20 protein-coding genes are annotated in these 19,362 nt (G+C 39.9%); 15 read left to right on the forward strand and 5 right to left on the reverse strand.

Annotated features, from left to right (window positions below):
- Positions 1-109: 109 nt before the first annotated feature.
- Entirely contained in the window at positions 110-973 is an 864-nt protein-coding gene (gene speE, locus L654_RS0111325; RefSeq protein WP_024608074.1) for a polyamine aminopropyltransferase, read from the reverse strand.
- 198 nt (positions 974-1,171) lie between these two features.
- On the opposite strand from speE, the gene speA reads away from it, so the two are divergent.
- Genes speA through L654_RS0111345 form a run of 4 tightly spaced genes read left to right on the forward strand, consistent with a single transcriptional unit; the run spans position 1,172 to position 6,193 of the window.
- Positions 1,172-3,052, forward strand: coding sequence for a biosynthetic arginine decarboxylase (gene speA / locus L654_RS0111330; protein ID WP_007584591.1), 1,881 nt, complete (start codon positions 1,172-1,174; stop codon positions 3,050-3,052).
- Between the two features lie 60 nt (positions 3,053-3,112).
- Positions 3,113-3,991: an acyltransferase gene (locus L654_RS0111335; RefSeq protein WP_024608075.1), complete on the forward strand. Its 879-nt coding sequence runs from the start codon at positions 3,113-3,115 to the stop codon at positions 3,989-3,991.
- Positions 3,992-4,016: 25 nt separating this feature from the next.
- A complete protein-coding gene (locus L654_RS0111340) occupies positions 4,017-4,937 on the forward strand; it encodes an acetyltransferase (RefSeq protein ID WP_024608076.1) in 921 nt (306 codons plus the stop codon).
- On the forward strand, positions 4,934-6,193 hold the full coding sequence (locus L654_RS0111345) for a mechanosensitive ion channel domain-containing protein (RefSeq protein ID WP_024608077.1): 1,260 nt from the start codon (positions 4,934-4,936) through the stop codon (positions 6,191-6,193). Before L654_RS0111340 ends, L654_RS0111345 begins: the two co-directional genes overlap by 4 nt.
- On the opposite strand, the gene chrA is transcribed toward L654_RS0111345, so the two are convergent.
- Positions 6,150-7,304 (reverse strand): chromate efflux transporter, encoded by a 1,155-nt coding sequence (gene chrA, locus L654_RS0111350; RefSeq protein ID WP_024608078.1) that lies wholly within the window; start codon positions 7,302-7,304, stop codon positions 6,150-6,152. The two genes, L654_RS0111345 and chrA, sit on opposite strands and share 44 nt — an antisense overlap.
- 190 nt (positions 7,305-7,494) lie before the next feature.
- Between chrA and L654_RS0111355 the strand changes: the two genes are divergently transcribed.
- A complete protein-coding gene (locus L654_RS0111355; protein WP_024608079.1) occupies positions 7,495-8,127 on the forward strand; it encodes an OmpA family protein in 633 nt (210 codons plus the stop codon).
- Between the two features lie 44 nt (positions 8,128-8,171).
- On the opposite strand, the gene L654_RS0111360 is transcribed toward L654_RS0111355, so the two are convergent.
- Complete coding sequence (locus L654_RS0111360) at positions 8,172-9,950, reverse strand: ABC transporter transmembrane domain-containing protein (protein WP_024608080.1); 1,779 nt, start codon at positions 9,948-9,950, stop codon at positions 8,172-8,174.
- Positions 9,951-10,038: 88 nt separating this feature from the next.
- On the opposite strand from L654_RS0111360, the gene L654_RS0111365 reads away from it, so the two are divergent.
- From L654_RS0111365 to L654_RS0111385, 5 genes are all read left to right on the forward strand, one after another.
- Entirely contained in the window at positions 10,039-10,437 is a 399-nt protein-coding gene (locus L654_RS0111365) for a DUF3224 domain-containing protein (RefSeq protein WP_024608081.1), read from the forward strand.
- A gap of 15 nt (positions 10,438-10,452) precedes the next feature.
- A complete protein-coding gene (locus L654_RS0111370; protein WP_024608082.1) occupies positions 10,453-10,638 on the forward strand; it encodes a hypothetical protein in 186 nt (61 codons plus the stop codon).
- A gap of 8 nt (positions 10,639-10,646) precedes the next feature.
- Positions 10,647-11,264 (forward strand): LysE family translocator, encoded by a 618-nt coding sequence (locus L654_RS0111375; RefSeq protein WP_024608083.1) that lies wholly within the window; start codon positions 10,647-10,649, stop codon positions 11,262-11,264.
- A gap of 66 nt (positions 11,265-11,330) precedes the next feature.
- The gene (locus tag L654_RS0111380) at positions 11,331-11,876 is read left to right on the forward strand and encodes a PH domain-containing protein (protein ID WP_024594273.1); all 546 of its coding nucleotides are present in this window, start codon (positions 11,331-11,333) and stop codon (positions 11,874-11,876) included.
- A gap of 42 nt (positions 11,877-11,918) precedes the next feature.
- Positions 11,919-12,314 (forward strand): DUF1801 domain-containing protein, encoded by a 396-nt coding sequence (locus L654_RS0111385; RefSeq protein ID WP_024608084.1) that lies wholly within the window; start codon positions 11,919-11,921, stop codon positions 12,312-12,314.
- 21 nt (positions 12,315-12,335) lie between these two features.
- Here the strand turns inward: L654_RS0111385 and L654_RS0111390 are convergent, their stop codons facing one another.
- Positions 12,336-12,680 (reverse strand): rhodanese-like domain-containing protein, encoded by a 345-nt coding sequence (locus L654_RS0111390; protein WP_024608085.1) that lies wholly within the window; start codon positions 12,678-12,680, stop codon positions 12,336-12,338.
- 284 nt (positions 12,681-12,964) lie between these two features.
- Between L654_RS0111390 and L654_RS0111395 the strand changes: the two genes are divergently transcribed.
- The gene (locus tag L654_RS0111395) at positions 12,965-13,273 is read left to right on the forward strand and encodes a metalloregulator ArsR/SmtB family transcription factor (protein ID WP_024608086.1); all 309 of its coding nucleotides are present in this window, start codon (positions 12,965-12,967) and stop codon (positions 13,271-13,273) included.
- Here L654_RS0111395 and L654_RS0111400 read toward each other — a convergent pair.
- Positions 13,266-13,943 carry a nitroreductase family protein gene (locus L654_RS0111400; RefSeq protein WP_024608087.1) on the reverse strand — a complete coding sequence of 226 codons (678 nt, stop codon included), beginning with the start codon at positions 13,941-13,943 and terminating at the stop codon, positions 13,266-13,268. The genes L654_RS0111395 and L654_RS0111400 overlap by 8 nt on opposite strands.
- 187 nt (positions 13,944-14,130) lie before the next feature.
- Between L654_RS0111400 and L654_RS0111405 the strand changes: the two genes are divergently transcribed.
- The 4 genes from L654_RS0111405 (at position 14,131) to L654_RS0111420 (ending at position 19,361) form a co-directional block, all read left to right on the forward strand.
- Complete coding sequence (locus L654_RS0111405; protein ID WP_024608088.1) at positions 14,131-15,012, forward strand: ABC transporter ATP-binding protein; 882 nt, start codon at positions 14,131-14,133, stop codon at positions 15,010-15,012.
- Positions 15,013-15,021: 9 nt separating this feature from the next.
- Complete coding sequence (locus L654_RS0111410) at positions 15,022-18,540, forward strand: M1 family aminopeptidase (protein WP_024608089.1); 3,519 nt, start codon at positions 15,022-15,024, stop codon at positions 18,538-18,540.
- A 183-nt stretch (positions 18,541-18,723) separates the two neighbouring features.
- On the forward strand, positions 18,724-19,035 hold the full coding sequence (locus tag L654_RS0111415; protein WP_024599488.1) for a Bor family protein: 312 nt from the start codon (positions 18,724-18,726) through the stop codon (positions 19,033-19,035).
- Entirely contained in the window at positions 19,032-19,361 is a 330-nt protein-coding gene (locus L654_RS0111420; protein ID WP_024608090.1) for a hypothetical protein, read from the forward strand. Before L654_RS0111415 ends, L654_RS0111420 begins: the two co-directional genes overlap by 4 nt.
- Position 19,362: the final 1 nt, after the last annotated feature.

A 19,362-nucleotide genomic window follows, 5' to 3' on the forward strand; every position in this document is an offset into this window, starting at 1 on the left:
AACGTCGTTAAAAATTTTTTATTTAGAACAACTAGATACAAAAATTTTTGCCTAGTTCTAGCGTAATTTTCTTAACGTTAAATAGACCCTATATATAAGCAGATTGGTATTATTTTTTATCGAATGCGCGTTTCATGTAGTTAGGTGTAGCGAGTGCACCATGGTGAATACCGTTGTTATAGTATTCGCTATGCTGTGCAATATTTGCAGCTGCATCTTCTCTAAAACCGTCAAATGCTTGTGATTTACGCGCAAGTGTTACTGACCATAAACCGCTTGGGTAAATTGGTTGTGGGAATGGCAGTGTTTGTAAATCCTTAAAGCCTACGCTTAGCATTGCTTCGCGCATTTCAACTAATAATGGCATGTGCATAAGTGGCGATTCACTTTGTTGTACTAAAATACCACCTGGGCGCAGTGCATCTAAACAGCTTGTGTAAAACGCATGGTTAAATAAACCCTCACCTGGACCTACCGGATCTGTGCCATCAACAATCACTACGTCGATAGATTCGCCAGCGGCTTCGCGCATGTATTTAATACCGTCGTCAAACATAACAGTTGCACGGGCGTCGTTATTAGATTCACAAAGCTCTGGGAAGTATTTTAACGACATTTGCGTTACTACTTCGTCGATATCTATTTGCGTTACAGTTTCTACGCCTGGGTGTTTTAATACTTCGCGTAAAGTACCGCAGTCGCCGCCGCCAATAATAACGACGTTTTTAGGGTTTGGATGCGCTAAAAGTGCAGGGTGGCTGATCATCTCATGATAAAAGAAGTTTTCGCGGGTTGTTACCATAGTACACCCGTCGATGATCATTAAATTACCAAAGTCTGTGGTTTCAAACATTTCTACCTTTTGAAAAGGAGACTGTTTTTCATCTAACTTTTTATTAATACGTAATGAAAATGCGCTGCCATCGCGGTCGCTAATTTCAGTAAACCACTTACTTTGATCTAAATTTGCCATAGTTACTATTACACTTTTTAGGTTGAGTATGAAAAAGGGGCAATTCTGCCAGTGCTTGGCGTTTTGCTCAATGACATTTTAACTGATTTGACGAATAAAGTTAGTTAGGAGTGAGTGAAAGTTCAATTTTTGTTAGCCTAGTGGATAGTGACGTATTAAAATGCGCCTTTATACCTAATTGACTAAAGAAGAGTTGCCATGACCTGGGGTTTAGAAACAGCACGCGCCACTTATAACGTTGCTCATTGGAGTGATGGTTATTTTGATATTAACGCACAAGGCGAACTGGTGGCTTACCCAGATGGCGACCAAACAAAACCGGCCATTTCTTTAACGCAATTAACTGAGCAGTTTAAGCAACAAGGTTTAACGTTGCCGGTTTTAGTACGCTTTACTGATATTTTAAAAAATCGTGTAGACACCCTTACTAACGCGTTTACGCAAGCGCGAGCAAATCGTGAATATAACGGTAAATACACCTGTGTTTACCCAATAAAAGTAAATCAGCAACGTTCTGTAGTAAGTAAACTATTAGCGCATCCAAGCGGACTTGTTGGCCTAGAAGCCGGCTCAAAGCCAGAACTTATGGCTATTTTGGGTGTAGCAAAAGAGCCAATTACAATAGTGTGTAACGGCTATAAAGACAGTGAGTTTTTACGCCTAGCGTGTATTGGCCAAGCAATGGGCCACAGCGTAAAAATTGTGGTAGAAAAGCTTTCAGAACTGACCACACTACTTGAAGAGATAGACAACCTAGGTATTGAACCGGCTATTGGTATTCGCATTCGCCTAAACTCAGTAGGCAAAGGCAAGTGGCAAAACACGGGCGGCGAAAAAGGCAAGTTTGGTTTAACAGCAGGCCAAGTACTAAGTGCTGTTGAAGTGCTTAAAAAGCATAATAAGCTGCACTTAATGCAAATGGTGCATTTTCATATTGGTTCTCAAATTGCCAACATTCGTGATATTCACCGTGCTTTACGTGAATGTGCACGCCACTTTGCTGAGCTTACACAATTAAACGTACCGTTAAATACCGTTGATGTGGGTGGCGGCTTAGGCGTTGATTACGAGGGTTCTGGCTCACGCAGTGCGTGTTCAATGAACTACACCGTAGAAGAGTACGCGCGTAATGTAGTGAATGCATTTGCAGAAGTGTGCGATCAGCATAACCTTACGCATCCGGCCATTATCACCGAATCGGGGCGCGCTTTAACCGCTCACCATGCGGTATTAATTACCGATGTTATAGACGTAGAAAAAGCGCCTAATCATTTAAATCCAGAGCCACCGCTTGAAAATAGCGCTTTAGTGCTTGATGAAATGTGGCAGTGTTTACAGCGTTTAAACCCGCGTATGGCATTAGAGATTTATCACGACGCTATGCACTTATTTAGCGAAGCGCACGATCAGTACGTGCATGGCTTAGTAAGCATGCTAGAGTGGGCGAAAATAGAGCAGCTTTACTTTACTATTTTACATCGTGTACGTGCATCGCTTAGTAATAATGCGCGCGCGCACCGTGAAGTACTCGACGATTTAAACGAAAAGCTTGCTGATAAACTCTTTGTTAACTTTTCATTATTTCAGTCGTTGCCTGATGTATGGGGTATTCAGCAGTTGTTTCCGGTGATGCCAATCGAAAACTTAACTCAGCCACTGACTCAGCGCGCGATTATTCAAGATATTACCTGCGATTCTGACGGGCAGATTCGTGAATACGTTGAAGGCGCTGGTATCGAAACCAGCCTACCAATACCAGAATATAAGCATGGCGAGCAATACCACATCGCTATGTTTATGGTAGGCGCGTATCAAGAGATTTTAGGTGATTTACATAACCTATTTGGTGACACTGATTCGGTGCACGTAGAGCTTAACGACGATGGCTACGTGTTAACCAATGCCATAAAAGGTGATAGCGTTAAGGATGTATTAAAGTTTGTTGACTATGATAGCGCCATTTTAGCTGACAACTTTGCGTACCAAGTTAATAAACTTGATGTATCGACGCAGTGTAAAGAAGGTTATTTAGCTGAGCTTAATGCAGGCCTTGAAGGCTATACCTATTTTGAAGATTAATTTGTAAGCAACTGAAAGCGCAGTATTAGTGGCTGCGCAATGTTTAAAGGAATGGAAGTAATGTCAGTTATTCGCAGTGTATTTAGTATTATTTTTTACACAATAAACACACTTTTTTGGTTTGTGCCTATTTTTGTTTGTGGGCTTATAAAGCTTATCCCTATTAAGCCTCTGCAAAAGCTTATGAGCTGGGCAGCTAAGCAATTTGCAACTATTTGGGTTACCTTTAATAGCTTAAATCAAGCGTTATTCACGCCAACTAAACTTAATGTAACTGGCCTTGAAGACCTTAAACTAAAAGATTGGTACCTAGTAATAGCAAACCACCAAAGCTGGGTCGATATTTTAGTATTACAGCGCGTGTTTAATCGTAAAATTCCATTTTTAAACTTCTTTTTGAAAAAAGAGCTTATTTACGTGCCTATTTTAGGTTTATGTTGGTGGGCGCTTGATTTTCCGTTTATGACTCGCACGAGTAAAAGCCAATTAAAAAAGAATCCAAAGCTGCGTGGCAAAGATTTAGAAACCACACGTAAAGCCTGCGAAAAATTTAAAGAGATGCCAGTAAGTGTGGTTAACTTTGTAGAAGGCACTCGTTTTACTACGCAAAAGCATGAGCGCCAAAATAGCCCGTTCCCACATTTATTAAAACCAAAAGCGGGCGGTATTGCTTTTGTAATGCAAGCAATGGGCGAGCAAATTACTAAAGTGGTTAACGTTACCATTCAGTACCCAAATGGTATTCCTACTTTTATGGATTTTGCTGGTGGTAAGGTAAAAAATATCAACGTACACGTGGAAGTAAGGCCGGTAAGCGAAGAGCTTATTGGTGACTACACAGGTGATTCTGAATTTAGAGTTCGCTTTCAAAGCGAGTTAAACCGCTTATGGGAAAACAAAGAGCAAACACTACAATCGCTCGAAAAAAACCATAAGTAAAAGGTAAAAATATGAGCTTACAGTTATGCTAAAAAAGTGGTTACCAAATTGGCTTAACGGCTTAATTGTAGGCTGCGTATTGTTTTCTAACATGATACTTTTTGGCTCGCTAGTATTTGTACTGGGCCTTATTAAGTTATTACTGCCTTTGCCTGTGGTTAACTCTATATTACACAGCGCTTACCGAGGTTGGTGTAACGGCAACCGTTTAGGGCTTTGGTTAGGTTGCCCTAACATTGTGGTTGATATAAGTGGCGACTTAAACTCAAAAAGTTGGTATTTACTTATTTGTAACCACGCGAGTTGGTTAGATATAACTGTACTTAGCTCATTACATGCATTGCCTGCCCCTAAGTTCTTTTTAAAAGACGGGTTAAAGTACATGCCTTTTATTGGCACTGGTGCGTGGGCTATGGGTATGCCGTTTATGAAACGGGTAAGCAAAGCGCAATTAGCTAAAAATCCAAAGTTGAAAGGGTTGGATGTAGAGCGCACGAAGCGTAGTTGTCGTAATTTTCGTCATCATCCTACTACCATCATTAATTTTGTTGAAGGTACACGCTATACGCCAGCCAAACATAATCTGCAACAAAGTCCTTTTAAACATTTATTAAAGCCCAAAGCGGGCGGCATTGCTTTTGCGCTTGAAGTATTAGCCGATCAATTTGATGCCATGCTTAATACAAGTTTAGTATATAGCGGTAAGACAGATCACGTTTGTCGTAACTTGCTAAAAGGTGAGCTAGATTCTATTTATGTTTCAATAGACGTAACGCCCATTAATGACAATATGCAGGGCAGCTATCAAAGCGATGACGTATTTAAAGCAAATTTTCAACATTATGTGAATGAGCTATGGGTTGCTAAAGATCAGCAGCTTGCCGACATTTATGCTCAACAAGATTTACCTGAACCACAAATCAGTAAGGAAATTGAAACACTATGACCAACACCCATCTTCAGGAATTAATTGCTCCTTGGTTTGAAAAAGTACCCGACGCGGATTTTCTTAGCTCAATTACCGCAGTCTCAATAGGGATATTTTCTTTATTAATTGTTTACTTATTTACTCGTAGATTAATGTTACCTGGCATTCAAAAAATAGTGACGAGGCTTTCTCCTGAGCGAATTGGTGCGCTTTCTCCTATGCTTAATAAGCTAAATAAACGTATTGCCGGAATGCTGTGCTGCGTATTGTTTTTAGCTACGTTTGATAGCGTATACCCAGTTAATGAAATTGCAGGAGAAATACTAAAAACAATAGGACAAGCTTTGCTTATTATTTATGCTGGTTTTATTTTTAGTAGTATTGTGAGCATTGCGGGTACTATTTATAACCAGTTAGAGTTTGCACGCGAAGTCCCTATTCAGGGCTTAATTCAGGTTGTTAAGCTAATAACCTTTATTGTGTGTGCAATTTTAATTGTGAGCATTTTTCTTGAGAAGTCACCTACTTATATTCTCTCTGGCTTTGGTGCTATTGCTGCCGTTACGTTATTAGTATTTAAAGACACTATTTTAGGCTTTGTAGCCAGTATTCAAATAGCAGCAAATCGCCTAGTAACCTATGGTGATTGGATTCAAGTAGAAAATTACGGCGCCGATGGCGAAGTAATTGATTTGGGTTTAAATACTGTAAAGGTACGTAATTGGGATAACACCATAACAACTATTCCAACTTATATGCTAGTTGCGGGTTCGTTTAAAAACTGGCGCGGCATGCAAGAGTCGGGCGGTAGACGTATTAAACGCTCACTCAATATTGATATGCACAGCATTTGTTTAGTGGGTGATGAGTTTAGAAAACAAATTGATGCGGCTATTCCGTTGCACGACTATATTCGAGTGACGACATTACCCGCTCAGGTTTCTAATTTAGGGCTGTTTCGCCGTTATGCGGAAGGCTATTTAAAACAGCACAGTAAAATTAATACGTCGCTTACGTTAATGGTACGAGAGCTACAACCACTAAACCATGGTTTACCTATTGAGTTTTATTGCTTTAGTGAAGATAAACGCTGGATTTCGTACGAGCACTTACAGGCCGAGATAATGGACCATTTGCTTGCGGTGTTACCGGTGTTTGGTCTTAGGGCATATCAAAGTGTAAGCGGGCAATTAAGCCCACCGAGTGAGCAACAAACAGATAAGCCAACATTTAGAGTGATGGCAAATAGTGTTGCAAAAGACCCACAGCAATAAATAAAGCTAAGAGCCACCAAATAGGTGGCTTTTTAAATCGCAGCCATGCAAATGCAATTATTACTAACGCAACTTGCCAAAGATTATGCACCGCTGATGTCCAAATTGGCGAATACAGTGCAGCCGCTAAAAAACCAACTACTACTGCATTAAGTGCAGCTATTGAACTTGCAAAGCGTGGTTTGTTTGCCAAGTTAATCCAACTCTTCTGAAACGCCAGTATAAGTAAAAAACCAGGCATAAATATAAGCAGTGTAGCTATAAAAGCACCTACTAATGGTTGCTCAGTGGTAAGTTGTGCGCCTAAGTAAGTAGCAATAGTAAACATAGGTCCTGGCACTGCCTGTGCACTGGCGTAAGCACTTAAAAATTGATCATCACTCAATGCTGGTACGCCGGCTTGAAGTACTGGTAGTACTACGTGACCACCACCAAACACCATTGCACCTGCTTGGTAAAAAGGCGAAAATAAAGCAAACTCTTGACCAAGCGGAATAAAGCTAACACCAAGTAGAAGCGCAAATAACCCCAGAGCAATCCAATTAATATTACTTTTTGTACTGCCAACATTTTCTGTGGCTGTACCCAGTTTTAATAAAGGCCATATAGCACCTACTGTTGCAGCGGTTATTAAAATAGCGATTTGAGTTCCCATCATTGGAAATAACACCAAAGCAAGTGTACTCATTACCGCAAGTAACTTAAGCGCAGCACTTGTACAAAAGCTTTTAGCCATACTAAGTGTTGCATCAGCAACTATAACAACGGCAAATAACTTTAAGCCTGCAATAATAGCAAAGTAAACAGCGTCAAACTGATGAGCACTAACCGCAAGTAGCACCATTATTAAAAACGAAGGCAGAGTAAAACCTACAAAAGCAGCTATACCACCCAGTACTCCAGCACGCTCAACACCAATAGCGAAACTAACTTGGCTAGAGCCTGGCCCAGGCAGTGCTTGGCTTAAACTAATAAGTTGTGCGTAACGGGTGTTAGTTAACCAATTTAACGAGTCTACAAAGTGGCGTTTAAAATAACCTAAGTGCGCAGCAGGGCCGCCAAAGCTCATACACCCTAATAAAAAAAACTGTCTAAAAATAGCAATTAACATTGCGCCAATATCCTTTGTAAAATTCATTAAATTGTCACAGCGTAGTATGACATTTTTATTAAAACGGCACATTAGTTTGAGGTCTGTTTAACAATCAAGCAAGATGCGCTGCTTTTAACACTCTCTTCATAGTTTGTTCATACATGTATTTGCATACTCTTGCTAAATTCTTAATGAATAGGGTATCACCATGACTTTAACTAAATCACTTTTAAGCGTAACCGTAGTAGCTGTATTACTTTCTGGTTGTGAAATGAATAACACAGGTAAAGGAGCCGCTATNGGCGCCGCAGCCGGAGGTGTATTAGGTAAGGCTACGGGTAATCATAAAGATAAACGTATTTTTATTGGTGCAGCTATTGGTGCATTGGCGGGCGCTGCTGTTGGCGACTACATGGATAAGCAAGAAGAAGCATTTCGTGATGAGTTAGCGGGTTCAGGTGTTGAAGTAGTGCGTGAAGGCGATAACTTACGTTTAGTAATGCCATCAAATATTACGTTTGCGACTGCTCAATCTTATATTTCATCAGGCTTTAACGATACGTTAGATGCGATTGCTAAAGTAATGAACAAGTACGAAAAAACCTACCTTAGTGTGCAAGGGCATACTGACAGTACGGGTAAAGATAGCTTCAACATGAACCTATCGCGTGAACGCGCACAAAGTGTGAAAGACTACTTAGTGAACCAACAAATTATGGCTACACGTGTTAGCACTATGGGCTATGGCGAAACACGCCCAATTGCAACTAATGATAGTGCAAATGGCCGCGCTCAAAACCGTCGCGTAGAAATTCAGATAGTGCCAAATACCGAAGGTTAGGGTTCTTGAACCTTGCAAATTTAACCTTGAAAGGTCAACAGACCCTAATCCTTATTAAACTGTAATTCACACAGTTTTTGATACAACGGGTTACTTGCTAACAACTCTTGGTGAGTACCCGTTGCTATGATTTCCCCATTTTCCATCACTACAATTACATCGGCATGTATTACCGTTGCCAGCCTATGGGCAATTATTAACGTTGTTCTGTTTTGCATTAAATGCTCAAGTGCAGCTTGTACATGGTGTTCGCTTTGCGCATCCAGCGCGCTGGTGGCTTCATCAAGAAGAAGTATTTCAGGGTCTTTTAATATGGCACGTGCAAGCACAATACGCTGCTTTTGCCCACCCGATAACCTCACACCCTGCTCACCTAAAAAGCTGTTATAACCTTGCGGTAACTGTTTGATAAATTCATCGGCATGCGCATACTTTGCTGCGGCATATACTTGCTCATCGGTTGCACTTGGGTTGCCGTAGCGGATGTTATGCATTACGTCGGAGCTAAATAAAATAGGGTTTTGCGCTACCATGCCCATTTTATTACGCAGAGTATTAAGCGATAAATCTTTAATGTTTACATCTTTAAACTTAATAGCTCCGCTAGCCGGATCGTAAAAACGTTGTAGCAATTCAAATAACGTTGTTTTACCTGCGCCAGAAGGGCCAACAATTGCCACGGTTTGGCCTTGATTTATATTTAGGCTTATTTTATTAAGCGCGCTTACGTCTGGGCGAGAGGGGTAGTTAAAGCTTATATTTTCAAGCGTAATAGCAGGGCTATTACTATCTTGCAGTAAGCTATCGTCTTGTGGAACTAGTGGGTTTTCTATCTCACTTTTAACAGCAAGTAACTCAAGTAACCTTGCCGCAGCACCAGCTGCACGTTGTAGTTCGCCATATACTTCAGCAACAGTTGCCACCGACATTGCCACCATAATAGCGTAAAATACAAATGCACCTAACTCGCCGCCGGTCATAGTACCTGCAAGTACATCGTTGCCACCTACCCATAGCATAGCGCTAATGGCACTAAAGGTTAAAAAAATCACTACAGCTATTAAAAATGAACGTTGCTTAATGCGTTTTTTAGCCACGTTAAAGGCTTTTTCGGTCTCAAGCGCAAAGGCATGCTGCTCTTGTGCTTCGTGGCTATAGCTTTGTACTACTTTAATATTTTGTATGATTTCTCCGGCATAGGTACTTATGTCGGCAATGGCATCTTGGCTAGAGCTTGCTAGTTTACGTACCTTGCGACCAAATATCATCATAGGAACAAGTACCAGCGGTACACAGGCTACAACCACTAAAGTAAGTTTTAAATTAGTAAACAACAGCATAGCTAAGCCACCAATCAACATAAGTACACTGCGCAGTGCCATAGAAAATGATGAGCCGATAATTGATTGCAGTAATGTGGTGTCGGTGGTTAAACGCGACATAAGTTCGCCACTGCGGTTTTCTTCAAAGTAGCTAGGGTGTAGCGTAACAATACGATTAAACACGGCTTTTCGAATATCGTTACTGACTCGTTCGCCAATCCACGACATTAAATAAAAACGGCTAAAGGTACCGATCGCTAATAAGCTGATTAAGCCAATGAGTACCAGTACAGCTTGCTGTAATTGATCTTTAGAGCCTGCAATAAACCCATGATCAATAACAAACTTAACACCTTGCCCCAACGACAAATTAACACCCGCAGTCACTAACAGTGCAGCTAGCGCAGCTACTACCATCCATTTGTAAGGTTTTATAAAAGCAAAAACAGGTAATAGGCTGCTAAAAGCAGCTTTTTCGGATGCAGAGGTGTTTTTTGACATAGTGGATTCTTTTTAAAGGTTGAGGTATAGATATGGCATCATCGGATTAAAAATCAATAGTATTAAATATCATCAATAAGGAATTGTTATGACAACAAAAATAATAAGCGGTGAATTTACAGTGGCTTTAGCGCCTATTGAAGGTTATGCCAAAGGGCAGCAAGGTATTAACTTAGGACGCATGTCGGTTGATAAAACATTTAAAGGTGACTTAAATGCTACAAGCCAAGGCGAGATGCTTAGTGCAATGACGCCAACCCAAGGCAGTGCGGGTTACGTGGCAATAGAGCAAGTGATAGGTGAGCTTGAAGGTAAGCAGGGCAGTTTTGTACTGCAACACTTTGGCACTATGAATAAAGGACAAGACAGTCTTATTTTAAATGTTGTTCCTGATTCAGGCTCAAATGAGCTAAAAGGATTAACTGGCAGTATGAAAATACGCATTGAGCAGGGCATTCACTATTACGACTTTGACTACCGCTTATAAAATGGATAACAAACAATGCAAAAAATAGTAGAATTTAAAAAGCGTGGTTTTTTTAGTAACGGCATTGATGTAGATGCTTTGAATGAGCGCATATACCACTTAAATCAAGAAGGTTGGAAAGTAATAAGTATAAATACCGCGACTGCTTTTCAAGGCCAAGTAACGGCCTATATATTATTAATAGAAAACGATGAACTATAAGGATAAGAATGACATTAGCAGCGTGGTTTAGTTTAGTAGTTGTATGCATGATGGGTGCAATGTCGCCAGGCCCAAGCCTTGCAGTTGTACTAAAGCATACAATGAGTGGCGGAATGAAAAACGGTATGCTTGCTGCACTTAGCCATGGCGTGGGTGTTGGGCTTTATGCGGCAGCTTCGTTACTTGGTTTGGGGACATTGATGGCTCAGTTTCCAACGGTATACCAAGTACTTGTATATTTAGGCGCTGGGTATTTAGCCTATTTAGGTTTAAAAATACTATTAGCAAAACCCAATAATGACGAACTGCAAGTACAAAAAAGTGAGATAAGTGCAGTTAAAGCATTACAAGATGGCTTTGCCATTGCCTTTTTGAACCCCAAGCTCGCTATTTTCTTTTTAGCCTTGTTCTCACAGTTTATTGACCCGCAAAATCTCACTTTAAGCATTGGCATTATTATGTGCTTAACCGTGTTTGTAATTGATACAGGTTGGTATTTACTAGTTGCAGTACTTACTGAGGTTTCAAAAAATCGCTTTGGTTTTACTAAGCAGAACCCATGGCTTGATAAAATACTGGGTGTTGTGTTTATTGCCCTTGCTATAAAAGTCGTTATTAGTTTGTAAGATTGAGTAGAGGTTATTGAAGCTTGCAGAGTGTATTTTTAGTTATATAGATAAAGGATTAAAACAATGACAAAACATATTTTAAAAAGTGCATCTTTCGACCCGAAAGTGCAGCAATACTGGATGCTAATGGCCGCTTTTTTTAGTGTACTAGCGCTGGTGACTATTCCGTTGTTACCTATTGTTTTAGCGATTGTATGGCTGGTGGGCGGACGAATACTCGCAGCTATGTCGGCTGACTTATTACCACAAAAACTAGTTGTTAAACGTGGCATATTATTTAAAGAAGAAAAATCTATTCCGCTTGAAAAAATAACAGATGTAGGATTAAGCCAAGGGCCGCTCATGCGAATTTTTGGATTATATCGTTTAAGCTTTGAAACGGCAGGGCAGTCAGGAAATGGTGCTTTAGTGTCTTTGCTTGGTGTGGTTAATGCGAGTGAGTTTAGAGAGGCGATACTTGAGCAAAAAGATGTATTGGCTAATCAAGGTAAAACGTCGCAGCAGGCAACAGAGCAAAGTGAGAAAGAGCTACTGAGAGCACTTACTTATAGTGTAAAAAATATAGAACAAATGCTACTTGTTTTACTTGATGAAAAACAACAAAAGTAATTTACCTTTAAGTATAGGTAGAGCGCTTATAAGGATGTTTATATGAATACGGAAATAAAAAATATATTTAATAATCATCCTGAGGCAGCTAAAAGTAAGCTTATACAATTACGAGAGCTAATTTATACCGTAGCACAAGAGCAAAACTTAGGAGCTGTTGAAGAGTCTTTAAAGTGGGGAGAGCCAAGTTATAACACAATAAATGGTAGCCCCATTCGCGTAGGCTTTAAGGGCTCATCGTGTTATTTGTTTTTTCATTGCCAATCAAAGCTAGTAAGCACATTTAGAGAGTTGTACTCTCATAATCTTACCTTTGAAGGAAATAGAGCAATAGTGTTAAATAGTGAAAAGCCATTACCAGAGTACCCACTTAAAGCGTGTATTAAATTAGCACTGACTTATCACAGCGTTAAACACCTACCTTTGTTAGGCGCATAATTATAAGTACTTAGTAGATACTTAAAATACGCTACAAACTTGATTTGCGTCACAGGTAATAACGGTTACGTTTTCATAACCAACACGCGTTAATGCTTCTGCTCCCAACGTTGCGCGTGCACCACTTGCGCAGTGCACGTAAATAGGGCGAGCTGCGTCTTTTTCTATTTCCATTAGTTTCATCTCGAGTAATCCACGCGGAATATTTATAGCGCCGGCAGCCGATTTTGTCGCGTGCTCTGCAGGTTCTCGCACATCAATAAGTAAACCTTTATTTTGTTCAAGCTCGAGTTTTGCTTGCGCTGCGTCAATACGGCGTTGGTTAGGTGTGATAATTTTTAGTAAGTCAGGGATTGATGTAAGCATTAGTTTGTAAATCCTCTTTTTCTTAAAAAAGACATTAATAGGTGCTACTTGGTATAAGTAGGTTGAATTGAGTTAATACTTATAAATAACGTTAAAAACTGAAAGTTACTTTATATAAAGTAACTTAATAGTGCGGATACTGCTACAGCACTTCCGCCGATTAATAAAATGGCATCGCTAGTTTCATGGCCATCTTATATTAGTAAAACCTAATGTTAATTATATTAGAACTTACTAATGTAAAAGTCTATACTTAAAAAGGTATCAAAAAGAGAAATAATAAAATGAATATTGAACAACTAGCTGTCAACGCAGAGCAAGCCGAACAGTTTTTAAAATTAATGGCTAACAAAAATCGCTTAATGATTTTATGTAGTTTATTACAAGGTGAGCAAAGTGTAGGTGAGCTAAATAAAAATGTACCTTTAGCACAGTCAGCGTTATCTCAGCATTTAGCAAGTTTACGCAAGGCAGATATGGTTGCTACTCGCAGAGAAGGGCACACTATTTATTACTCATTGACCGATCCAAAAGTTGAGCCGATCATTGCTTTGCTATATGAGTGGTTTTGCCGACAAGAAGATACTAAATAAACGTAGCTATTTCATCGAGTGATTTTTTATCCAGTGCATGAGCCGGTATTGTTGCATCATCACTTGGGTAGCCTGCAATAAGTAGCATGTATGGGCGTTCATTATCTCTATCGCGACCACATATGTCGGTTAAAAAGCTCATTGGCTTTGGAGTATGAGTAAGGGTTGCCAAACCACTGCGGTGCAAAGCCTGAATTAAAAAGCCGGTAGCTAAACCAACAGACTCATGCACATAATAATTCGTATTTTTATCATCGGTGCTTACACCGCCCTTTTTTTGACTAAATACAGCTATAAGCCAAGGTGCATGCTCTAAATAAGGTTTATTGGCGTCGGTACCTAACGGCTTTAGCGCATCTAACCATTCTTCACCTGCTCTGCCTTCGTAAAAAGAACGCTCTAGCTTTTCGGCGGCTTCTCTTATTTGTTTTTTTACATCGCTACTGTTTATAGCCACAAAATGCCAAGGCTGATGATTCGCTCCACTAGGTGCTGTGCCAGCTGCTTTTATACATGCTTCAATAATATTTTTTGGTACTGGGCGATCGCTAAAGCTGCGAATGCTATGGCGGCGTTGGCTGGTTTGTAAAAACTCGTTAGCACGATTTAGCATTTCGTCGTGTGGATATTCTATAAAGTCATTTAACGGCTGGCTTTGGTGATCTTGCATGGCTTTTCGCTTCTTATAAAAAGTATATGTGGTTTTTATACCGAGTGAATACAGTGCAGGCAAGTGTTATGAGTTTAAATTATGTTTATTTGTTGTTACAAATTTAACCATCAAGTAACTTATGTTCCTATTTTCCTTGTGGTATAAAACATTATAAAAATAATTACTCATATTCAAGGAAGTAAAAATGCTATCAATAACAGGGTTATCTAAAACCTACGATAACGGCGTACATGCACTACAAGGTGTTGATTTATCTATCGGTAAAGGGATGTTTGGATTGCTTGGGCCAAATGGCGCAGGTAAGTCATCGCTAATGCGTACCATTGCAACACTGCAGTCGGCTGATTCAGGTTCAATTACTTTTGATGGTATTGATGTATTTAAAGACCCACAGGCTCTGCGCCAACGTTTAGGTTACCTCCCGCAAGACTTTGGTGTGTATCCACGTGTTAGTGCTTACGACTTACTGGACCATATGGCTGTTTTAAAGGGGATTCATAATAAAGCAGAGCGTAAAGAGTCGGTTGAAGGATTACTTGCGCACACTAATTTATATCAACATCGCTCAAAAGCCGTAAGTGGCTTTTCGGGCGGTATGCGCCAGCGTTTTGGTATTGCACAAGCCTTACTAGGTGACCCCGACTTACTAATCGTTGATGAACCAACAGCGGGGCTAGATCCAGAGGAACGTAATCGTTTTCATAACTTGTTAGTAAGCTTAGGCGAGCAAAAAGTAGTTATATTATCGACCCACATTGTTGAAGATGTAGCAGAGCTTTGCCCAAACATGGCCGTACTGGCCGGCGGCAAAATACTATTAGAGGGCAACCCAATTGCCCTTACCGATAAACTCCAAGGGCAAATCTGGCGCAAAGCCATGAGCCAAGAGGAAGCGCTAGAGCTTGAACCGCAATTACCGGTTATTTCTAAGCGCCTATTTGCAGGGAAAACAATTTTACATGTAATAGCAGAGCAAGCCCCACAAGGGTTTGAAGCAAGTAATGCAAACCTAGAAGATGTGTATTTTTCTACTCTGCTTAATCATCGTAACAGCCAAGTAGCATAAGGAGGCGTTATGTTTTTTAATATGCTCGCGTTTGAGCTGCGCTACTTTGTGCGCCAGCCTTCGTTTTATGTGACCTCATTAATCTTCTTTTTTATGGCGTTTTTTATAAGCTCTAGTAGTAAGTTCCCGTTAGGTGGGGCGAATGTTCATATGAACTCGCCTTTCTCTATTATGCTTTTAACCGTTACATTTTGTACACTCGCTATGTTTTTAGTGGTTAACTTTGTTGCCAGCTCCGCTATTCGCAACAGTGAAAGCAAAATGGATGAGCTGGTTTTTAGTAAGCCCGTTAACCCTCTTGCTTATCAATCAGGACGTTTTTTTGGTGCTTACTTGGTTGTGCTAGTTGTTTTTTTAACTGTGCCATTAGGCGTGTTTTTGGGATCTCAATTTGGCTTGTTGGTTGGCTGGCTTGATAGTGAGCTAGTAGGCCCTAATAAGTTTATATATTACGCAGCGCCTTTTTTATATTTAGCAATACCCAGCTTACTGGTACTCAGTGCTATTTTTAATAGTGTGGCGGTCTATTTTAAAACCATGATGGCGGTATATGTAACGGCCGTAGTGATTTATATAACCTACCAATTGGCGAGTATCTATTTTGATGATTTAGCGTTTAGAAATATTGTTGTTTACGCAGATCCATTCGGCCTCGGTTCGTTAATTGACTTAACCCGTTACTGGACTGTAAGTGATAAAAATACCGAAGTGTTAACGCTCTCGGGCGATTTTTTAATTAACCGTATTTTATGGGTAGCAATAAGTTTAGCGATGTTTTTTGGCCTCGGAAAGTTAGGTAATCGCGTAGTAAGTAAAAAACAGAAAAAGCAATTTGCTGTCTCAACGTTTGTAAAAAATAAACAAGCAGCACTTATTAGCAGCGCTAAAAATTACAAGTCAAAAGGGGTAAATACGCAATCGCAATTAGTAATGCGCAGCTTATTTGAACTTAAGCAGGTTATATTAAGTGCCCCTTTTATGATTTTAGCGGGTGTCAGTATTACTATGTTACTCGCACCACTCTTTGCGCCTATTGGCGCGTATGGCACAACAGATTGGCCGCTTACACAAAACATGGTGGGCATTATTCAAAACTCCTCCGCTTTGTTTATGTTTATCATTATTGCTTATTACAGCGCAGAGCTGGTTTGGCGAGAACGCCACAGTGGTATGGGTGATATTGTTGACAGTTTCCCGGTGCATAACAGTGTGTTTTGGGTATCTAAAATTATTGCGTTAATCACTGCAGTTTGTGGTCTTTATTTAGTAGGCATGATGTTTACCATTGCAGTGCAACTGTTTAAGGGGCAATTTAACCTAGAGCTTGGCCAGTACTTATTTAGGTTGGGTTACCTTACATTACTGCCTTTTATTATGATGGCTATATTGGCGTTCTTTTTACAAATAATTAGCCCTAATAAATACATAGGTATGGGTTTATTTATTCTGTATTACATTGCTCAAATGGTAATGGGTGCTTACGGGTTTGAGCATCATATGTATCATTTTTCCCAAAGCAGTAGCGTACCGTATTCAGATATAAACGGTTATGGACATTTTTTACAAGGCGCGCATTGGTATACCCTATATTGGGGGGCATTGAGTGTGTTTTTAGCTATTGTAGGGTTTGCTTTATGGCATCGCGGCCCGTCGCAAACATTGCGTACTCGTTTATCTTTAGTACGTTACAACATGTCTTTAAAAGGCCAGATTGCAGCCGTTATAAGTTTATTGGTATTTGTGGGCGCGGGTTATAACATTTATTACAACACCCGTGTAATCAACGAGTTTGTAACAAGTGATGATAACGAAGCGCTACAAGTAAGGTATGAGCAAGAGTTTTCACAATACAAAGACTTGCCACTGCCTATAATAACTGATGTTGATTTAAACATTGATATTTATCCTAAAAAGCGTGCTTTAAATGCCGTGGCTAAAATTAAGTTTACCAATACCGCAAACGAGCNGGGCGGAAAAATAGTAGAGCGTTTAACCGATTTTGGCATGGTATGGTTTGAGTTTGAACAACCGCTAATGCCTAATGAAGTACGCGAAGGTGAGCTTTTAGTTTCTCGTGAACACGACGGTTTTGTTGATAGAAGATCTGATACTCAACTCGTGCACAACGGTACATTTGTAAATAATGGAGAATTATTACCAAATTTTGGTTATCAAAAGTATTTTCAAATTGCCGATAAGTATGAGCGCCGCAAGCACGATTTACCTGAGCTTGAGCGCGCACATAAACTAGAAGACAGCCGCTATTATACGCAAAATGAGTTTGGGCCTGCTAATGGCTTTATAAACTATAAGGCAACGGTAACCACCGATGAGTCGCAATTTGCTATTACACCAGGTTACTTAAAAAGTGAGAGTGTAAAAGACGGGCGCCGTACTTTTGTTTATGAAATGGATGCTCCAATTATAAACTTTTACTCTGTACTTTCAGCTGAACTTGAAAGTAAAAAAGTTGAGCATAATGGGGTAAATATTGAGGTGTACTACCACAAAGATCATGCATGGAATGTTGACCGCATGATTGAGTCAGTTCAAGACTCAATAGATTACTACACACAAGCCTTTGGCCCGTATCAGCATAAGCAGTTACGTATTATTGAATTTCCTAAGTATCGCTCGTTTGCGCAAAGTTTTGCCAATACGGTGCCTTACTCTGAAAGTATTGGTTTTATTACAGACTTAAGAGATGAGAATAAAGTTGACCTACCTTACTATGTAACCGCACATGAAGTTGCGCACCAATGGTGGGGTCATCAAGTCTCGGGGGCTAATGTAGAGGGCAGTGCTGTTATTTCTGAAACACTTTCGCAATACAGTGCGCTAATGGTGCTAAGAAAACGCTTTGGCGCCGAGAAGCTTCGTAAATTCTTAAAGTACGAGCTAGATAAATACTTAATGGGCCGTACAGGTGAAGCCTTTGAAGAAATGCCGCTATATAAAACGCAGGGGCAGCTGTATCTTCACTATAATAAAGGCTCAGTTGCGATGATGGCGATTTATGATCGTTTAGGTGAAGTACGCTTAAATGCCGCACTTAAAGCATTTTTGAATGAGTTTAAATACCAATCAACGCCATACCCAACCACACTTGATTTACTCAGTTATTTAAAGCGAGATGCAACACAAGCTGAACAACGTTTTATTGATGATCAGTTTAAATATATAACGCTTTATGAGCTTGAAATGAAAGAAGTGTCGGTTACAGATGATGTTGATAGCGAAGGTTTTTATACGGTAACACTGAGCGTTGAAGCAACTAAGCAGCATGCCGATGGGCAAGGTGAAGAAACCGAACAACCACTCGATGAGCTAATTGATATTGCATTATTTAGCGACGACCCTGAAAACTTACTCGCTGAAGACTTTGTTATTTACTCGCAAAAGCATCAAATAGTGTCTGGTACCAATACTATTGAGCTAAAAGTAAAAGAAAAACCATTATTTGCGGGGGTTGATCCTTACATTAAGCTGGTCGACAAAGACAGTAAAAATAATTTAGCTAAATTCTAACGTCTATTTATTTACTAACCACTTAAGTTGACTACTTTAAGGGCCGCATTTATGCGGCCTTTATGTGTAATAAACTGTATAAAACTTCATAGCGTTTCTACATATTCCCCACAGCTTTTTACGCTAATATTTTATGTTCTCTTATAAAGTTACCTTACTGGTATTTAGTTTATAAGGAAGAGTATGAAACCATTAATTATAGGGGCGATAGCATTAAGCCTCAGTGCTTGTTCTGCGGTAACTATTCAGCCACAAGCTATCGCAAAAATTACAAGTAAAGCGACCTACGAGGATAGCCGCCCATTTTATTTATGGGGATTAGTGGGTGAGCAGCGGGTAGATGTAAAACAAGTTTGCTTAGATACACCGGTTATTCAAATGCAGTCACAACAAACGTTTAGTGATGGAGCGCTGAGTTTAATTACGCTTGGAATATACTCGCCCCATACCATTAAAGTGTGGTGCCAAGAGCAAGTGCTAGGGGAGACATTATGAAGATCAAACTATTTGCAGCCGGATGTACACTGATTATTTTAACGGGGTGTACAAATATTTACTTTGATAACGGTATGCAGAGCAAAGTAAGCAATAAAACGCTAAAAAGCTCACAGTGGCATCATAATTTTGCACTTGCGTTGTACGAGGGATCAGAGCCGTTAGATTTAACAACACATTGCCCACAAGGTGAATGGCAAAGCGTTCATACGTATAAATCGTTTACTAATGGTTTAGCTGAGGTGGTTGTGAATCAAATCGGCCCAGCTTGGTACCCTAAAACAGTAGAAGTACAATGTAATAAGGTACCATTTAAAGCTAAATAAT

This window comes from Pseudoalteromonas sp. TAB23 (genome assembly GCF_000498075.1).
In the GTDB taxonomy this organism is placed as follows: Bacteria; Pseudomonadota; Gammaproteobacteria; order Enterobacterales; family Alteromonadaceae; genus Pseudoalteromonas; species Pseudoalteromonas arctica.

Excerpts from the sequence above, each read along its gene's own strand:
- speE (WP_024608074.1), bottom strand. The coding sequence starts at position 973 with ATGGCAAATTTAGATCAAAGTAAGTGGTTTACTGAAATTAGCGACCGC.
- speA (WP_007584591.1), top strand. The coding sequence starts at position 1,172 with ATGACCTGGGGTTTAGAAACAGCACGCGCCACTTATAACGTTGCTCAT.
- L654_RS0111335 (WP_024608075.1), top strand. The coding sequence starts at position 3,113 with ATGTCAGTTATTCGCAGTGTATTTAGTATTATTTTTTACACAATAAAC.
- L654_RS0111340 (WP_024608076.1), top strand. The coding sequence starts at position 4,017 with ATGCTAAAAAAGTGGTTACCAAATTGGCTTAACGGCTTAATTGTAGGC.
- L654_RS0111345 (WP_024608077.1), top strand. The coding sequence starts at position 4,934 with ATGACCAACACCCATCTTCAGGAATTAATTGCTCCTTGGTTTGAAAAA.
- chrA (WP_024608078.1), bottom strand. The coding sequence starts at position 7,304 with ATGTTAATTGCTATTTTTAGACAGTTTTTTTTATTAGGGTGTATGAGC.
- L654_RS0111360 (WP_024608080.1), bottom strand. The coding sequence starts at position 9,950 with ATGTCAAAAAACACCTCTGCATCCGAAAAAGCTGCTTTTAGCAGCCTA.
- L654_RS0111365 (WP_024608081.1), top strand. The coding sequence starts at position 10,039 with ATGACAACAAAAATAATAAGCGGTGAATTTACAGTGGCTTTAGCGCCT.
- L654_RS0111370 (WP_024608082.1), top strand. The coding sequence starts at position 10,453 with ATGCAAAAAATAGTAGAATTTAAAAAGCGTGGTTTTTTTAGTAACGGC.
- L654_RS0111375 (WP_024608083.1), top strand. The coding sequence starts at position 10,647 with ATGACATTAGCAGCGTGGTTTAGTTTAGTAGTTGTATGCATGATGGGT.
- L654_RS0111380 (WP_024594273.1), top strand. The coding sequence starts at position 11,331 with ATGACAAAACATATTTTAAAAAGTGCATCTTTCGACCCGAAAGTGCAG.
- L654_RS0111385 (WP_024608084.1), top strand. The coding sequence starts at position 11,919 with ATGAATACGGAAATAAAAAATATATTTAATAATCATCCTGAGGCAGCT.
- L654_RS0111390 (WP_024608085.1), bottom strand. The coding sequence starts at position 12,680 with ATGCTTACATCAATCCCTGACTTACTAAAAATTATCACACCTAACCAA.
- L654_RS0111395 (WP_024608086.1), top strand. The coding sequence starts at position 12,965 with ATGAATATTGAACAACTAGCTGTCAACGCAGAGCAAGCCGAACAGTTT.
- L654_RS0111400 (WP_024608087.1), bottom strand. The coding sequence starts at position 13,943 with ATGCAAGATCACCAAAGCCAGCCGTTAAATGACTTTATAGAATATCCA.
- L654_RS0111405 (WP_024608088.1), top strand. The coding sequence starts at position 14,131 with ATGCTATCAATAACAGGGTTATCTAAAACCTACGATAACGGCGTACAT.
- L654_RS0111415 (WP_024599488.1), top strand. The coding sequence starts at position 18,724 with ATGAAACCATTAATTATAGGGGCGATAGCATTAAGCCTCAGTGCTTGT.
- L654_RS0111420 (WP_024608090.1), top strand. The coding sequence starts at position 19,032 with ATGAAGATCAAACTATTTGCAGCCGGATGTACACTGATTATTTTAACG.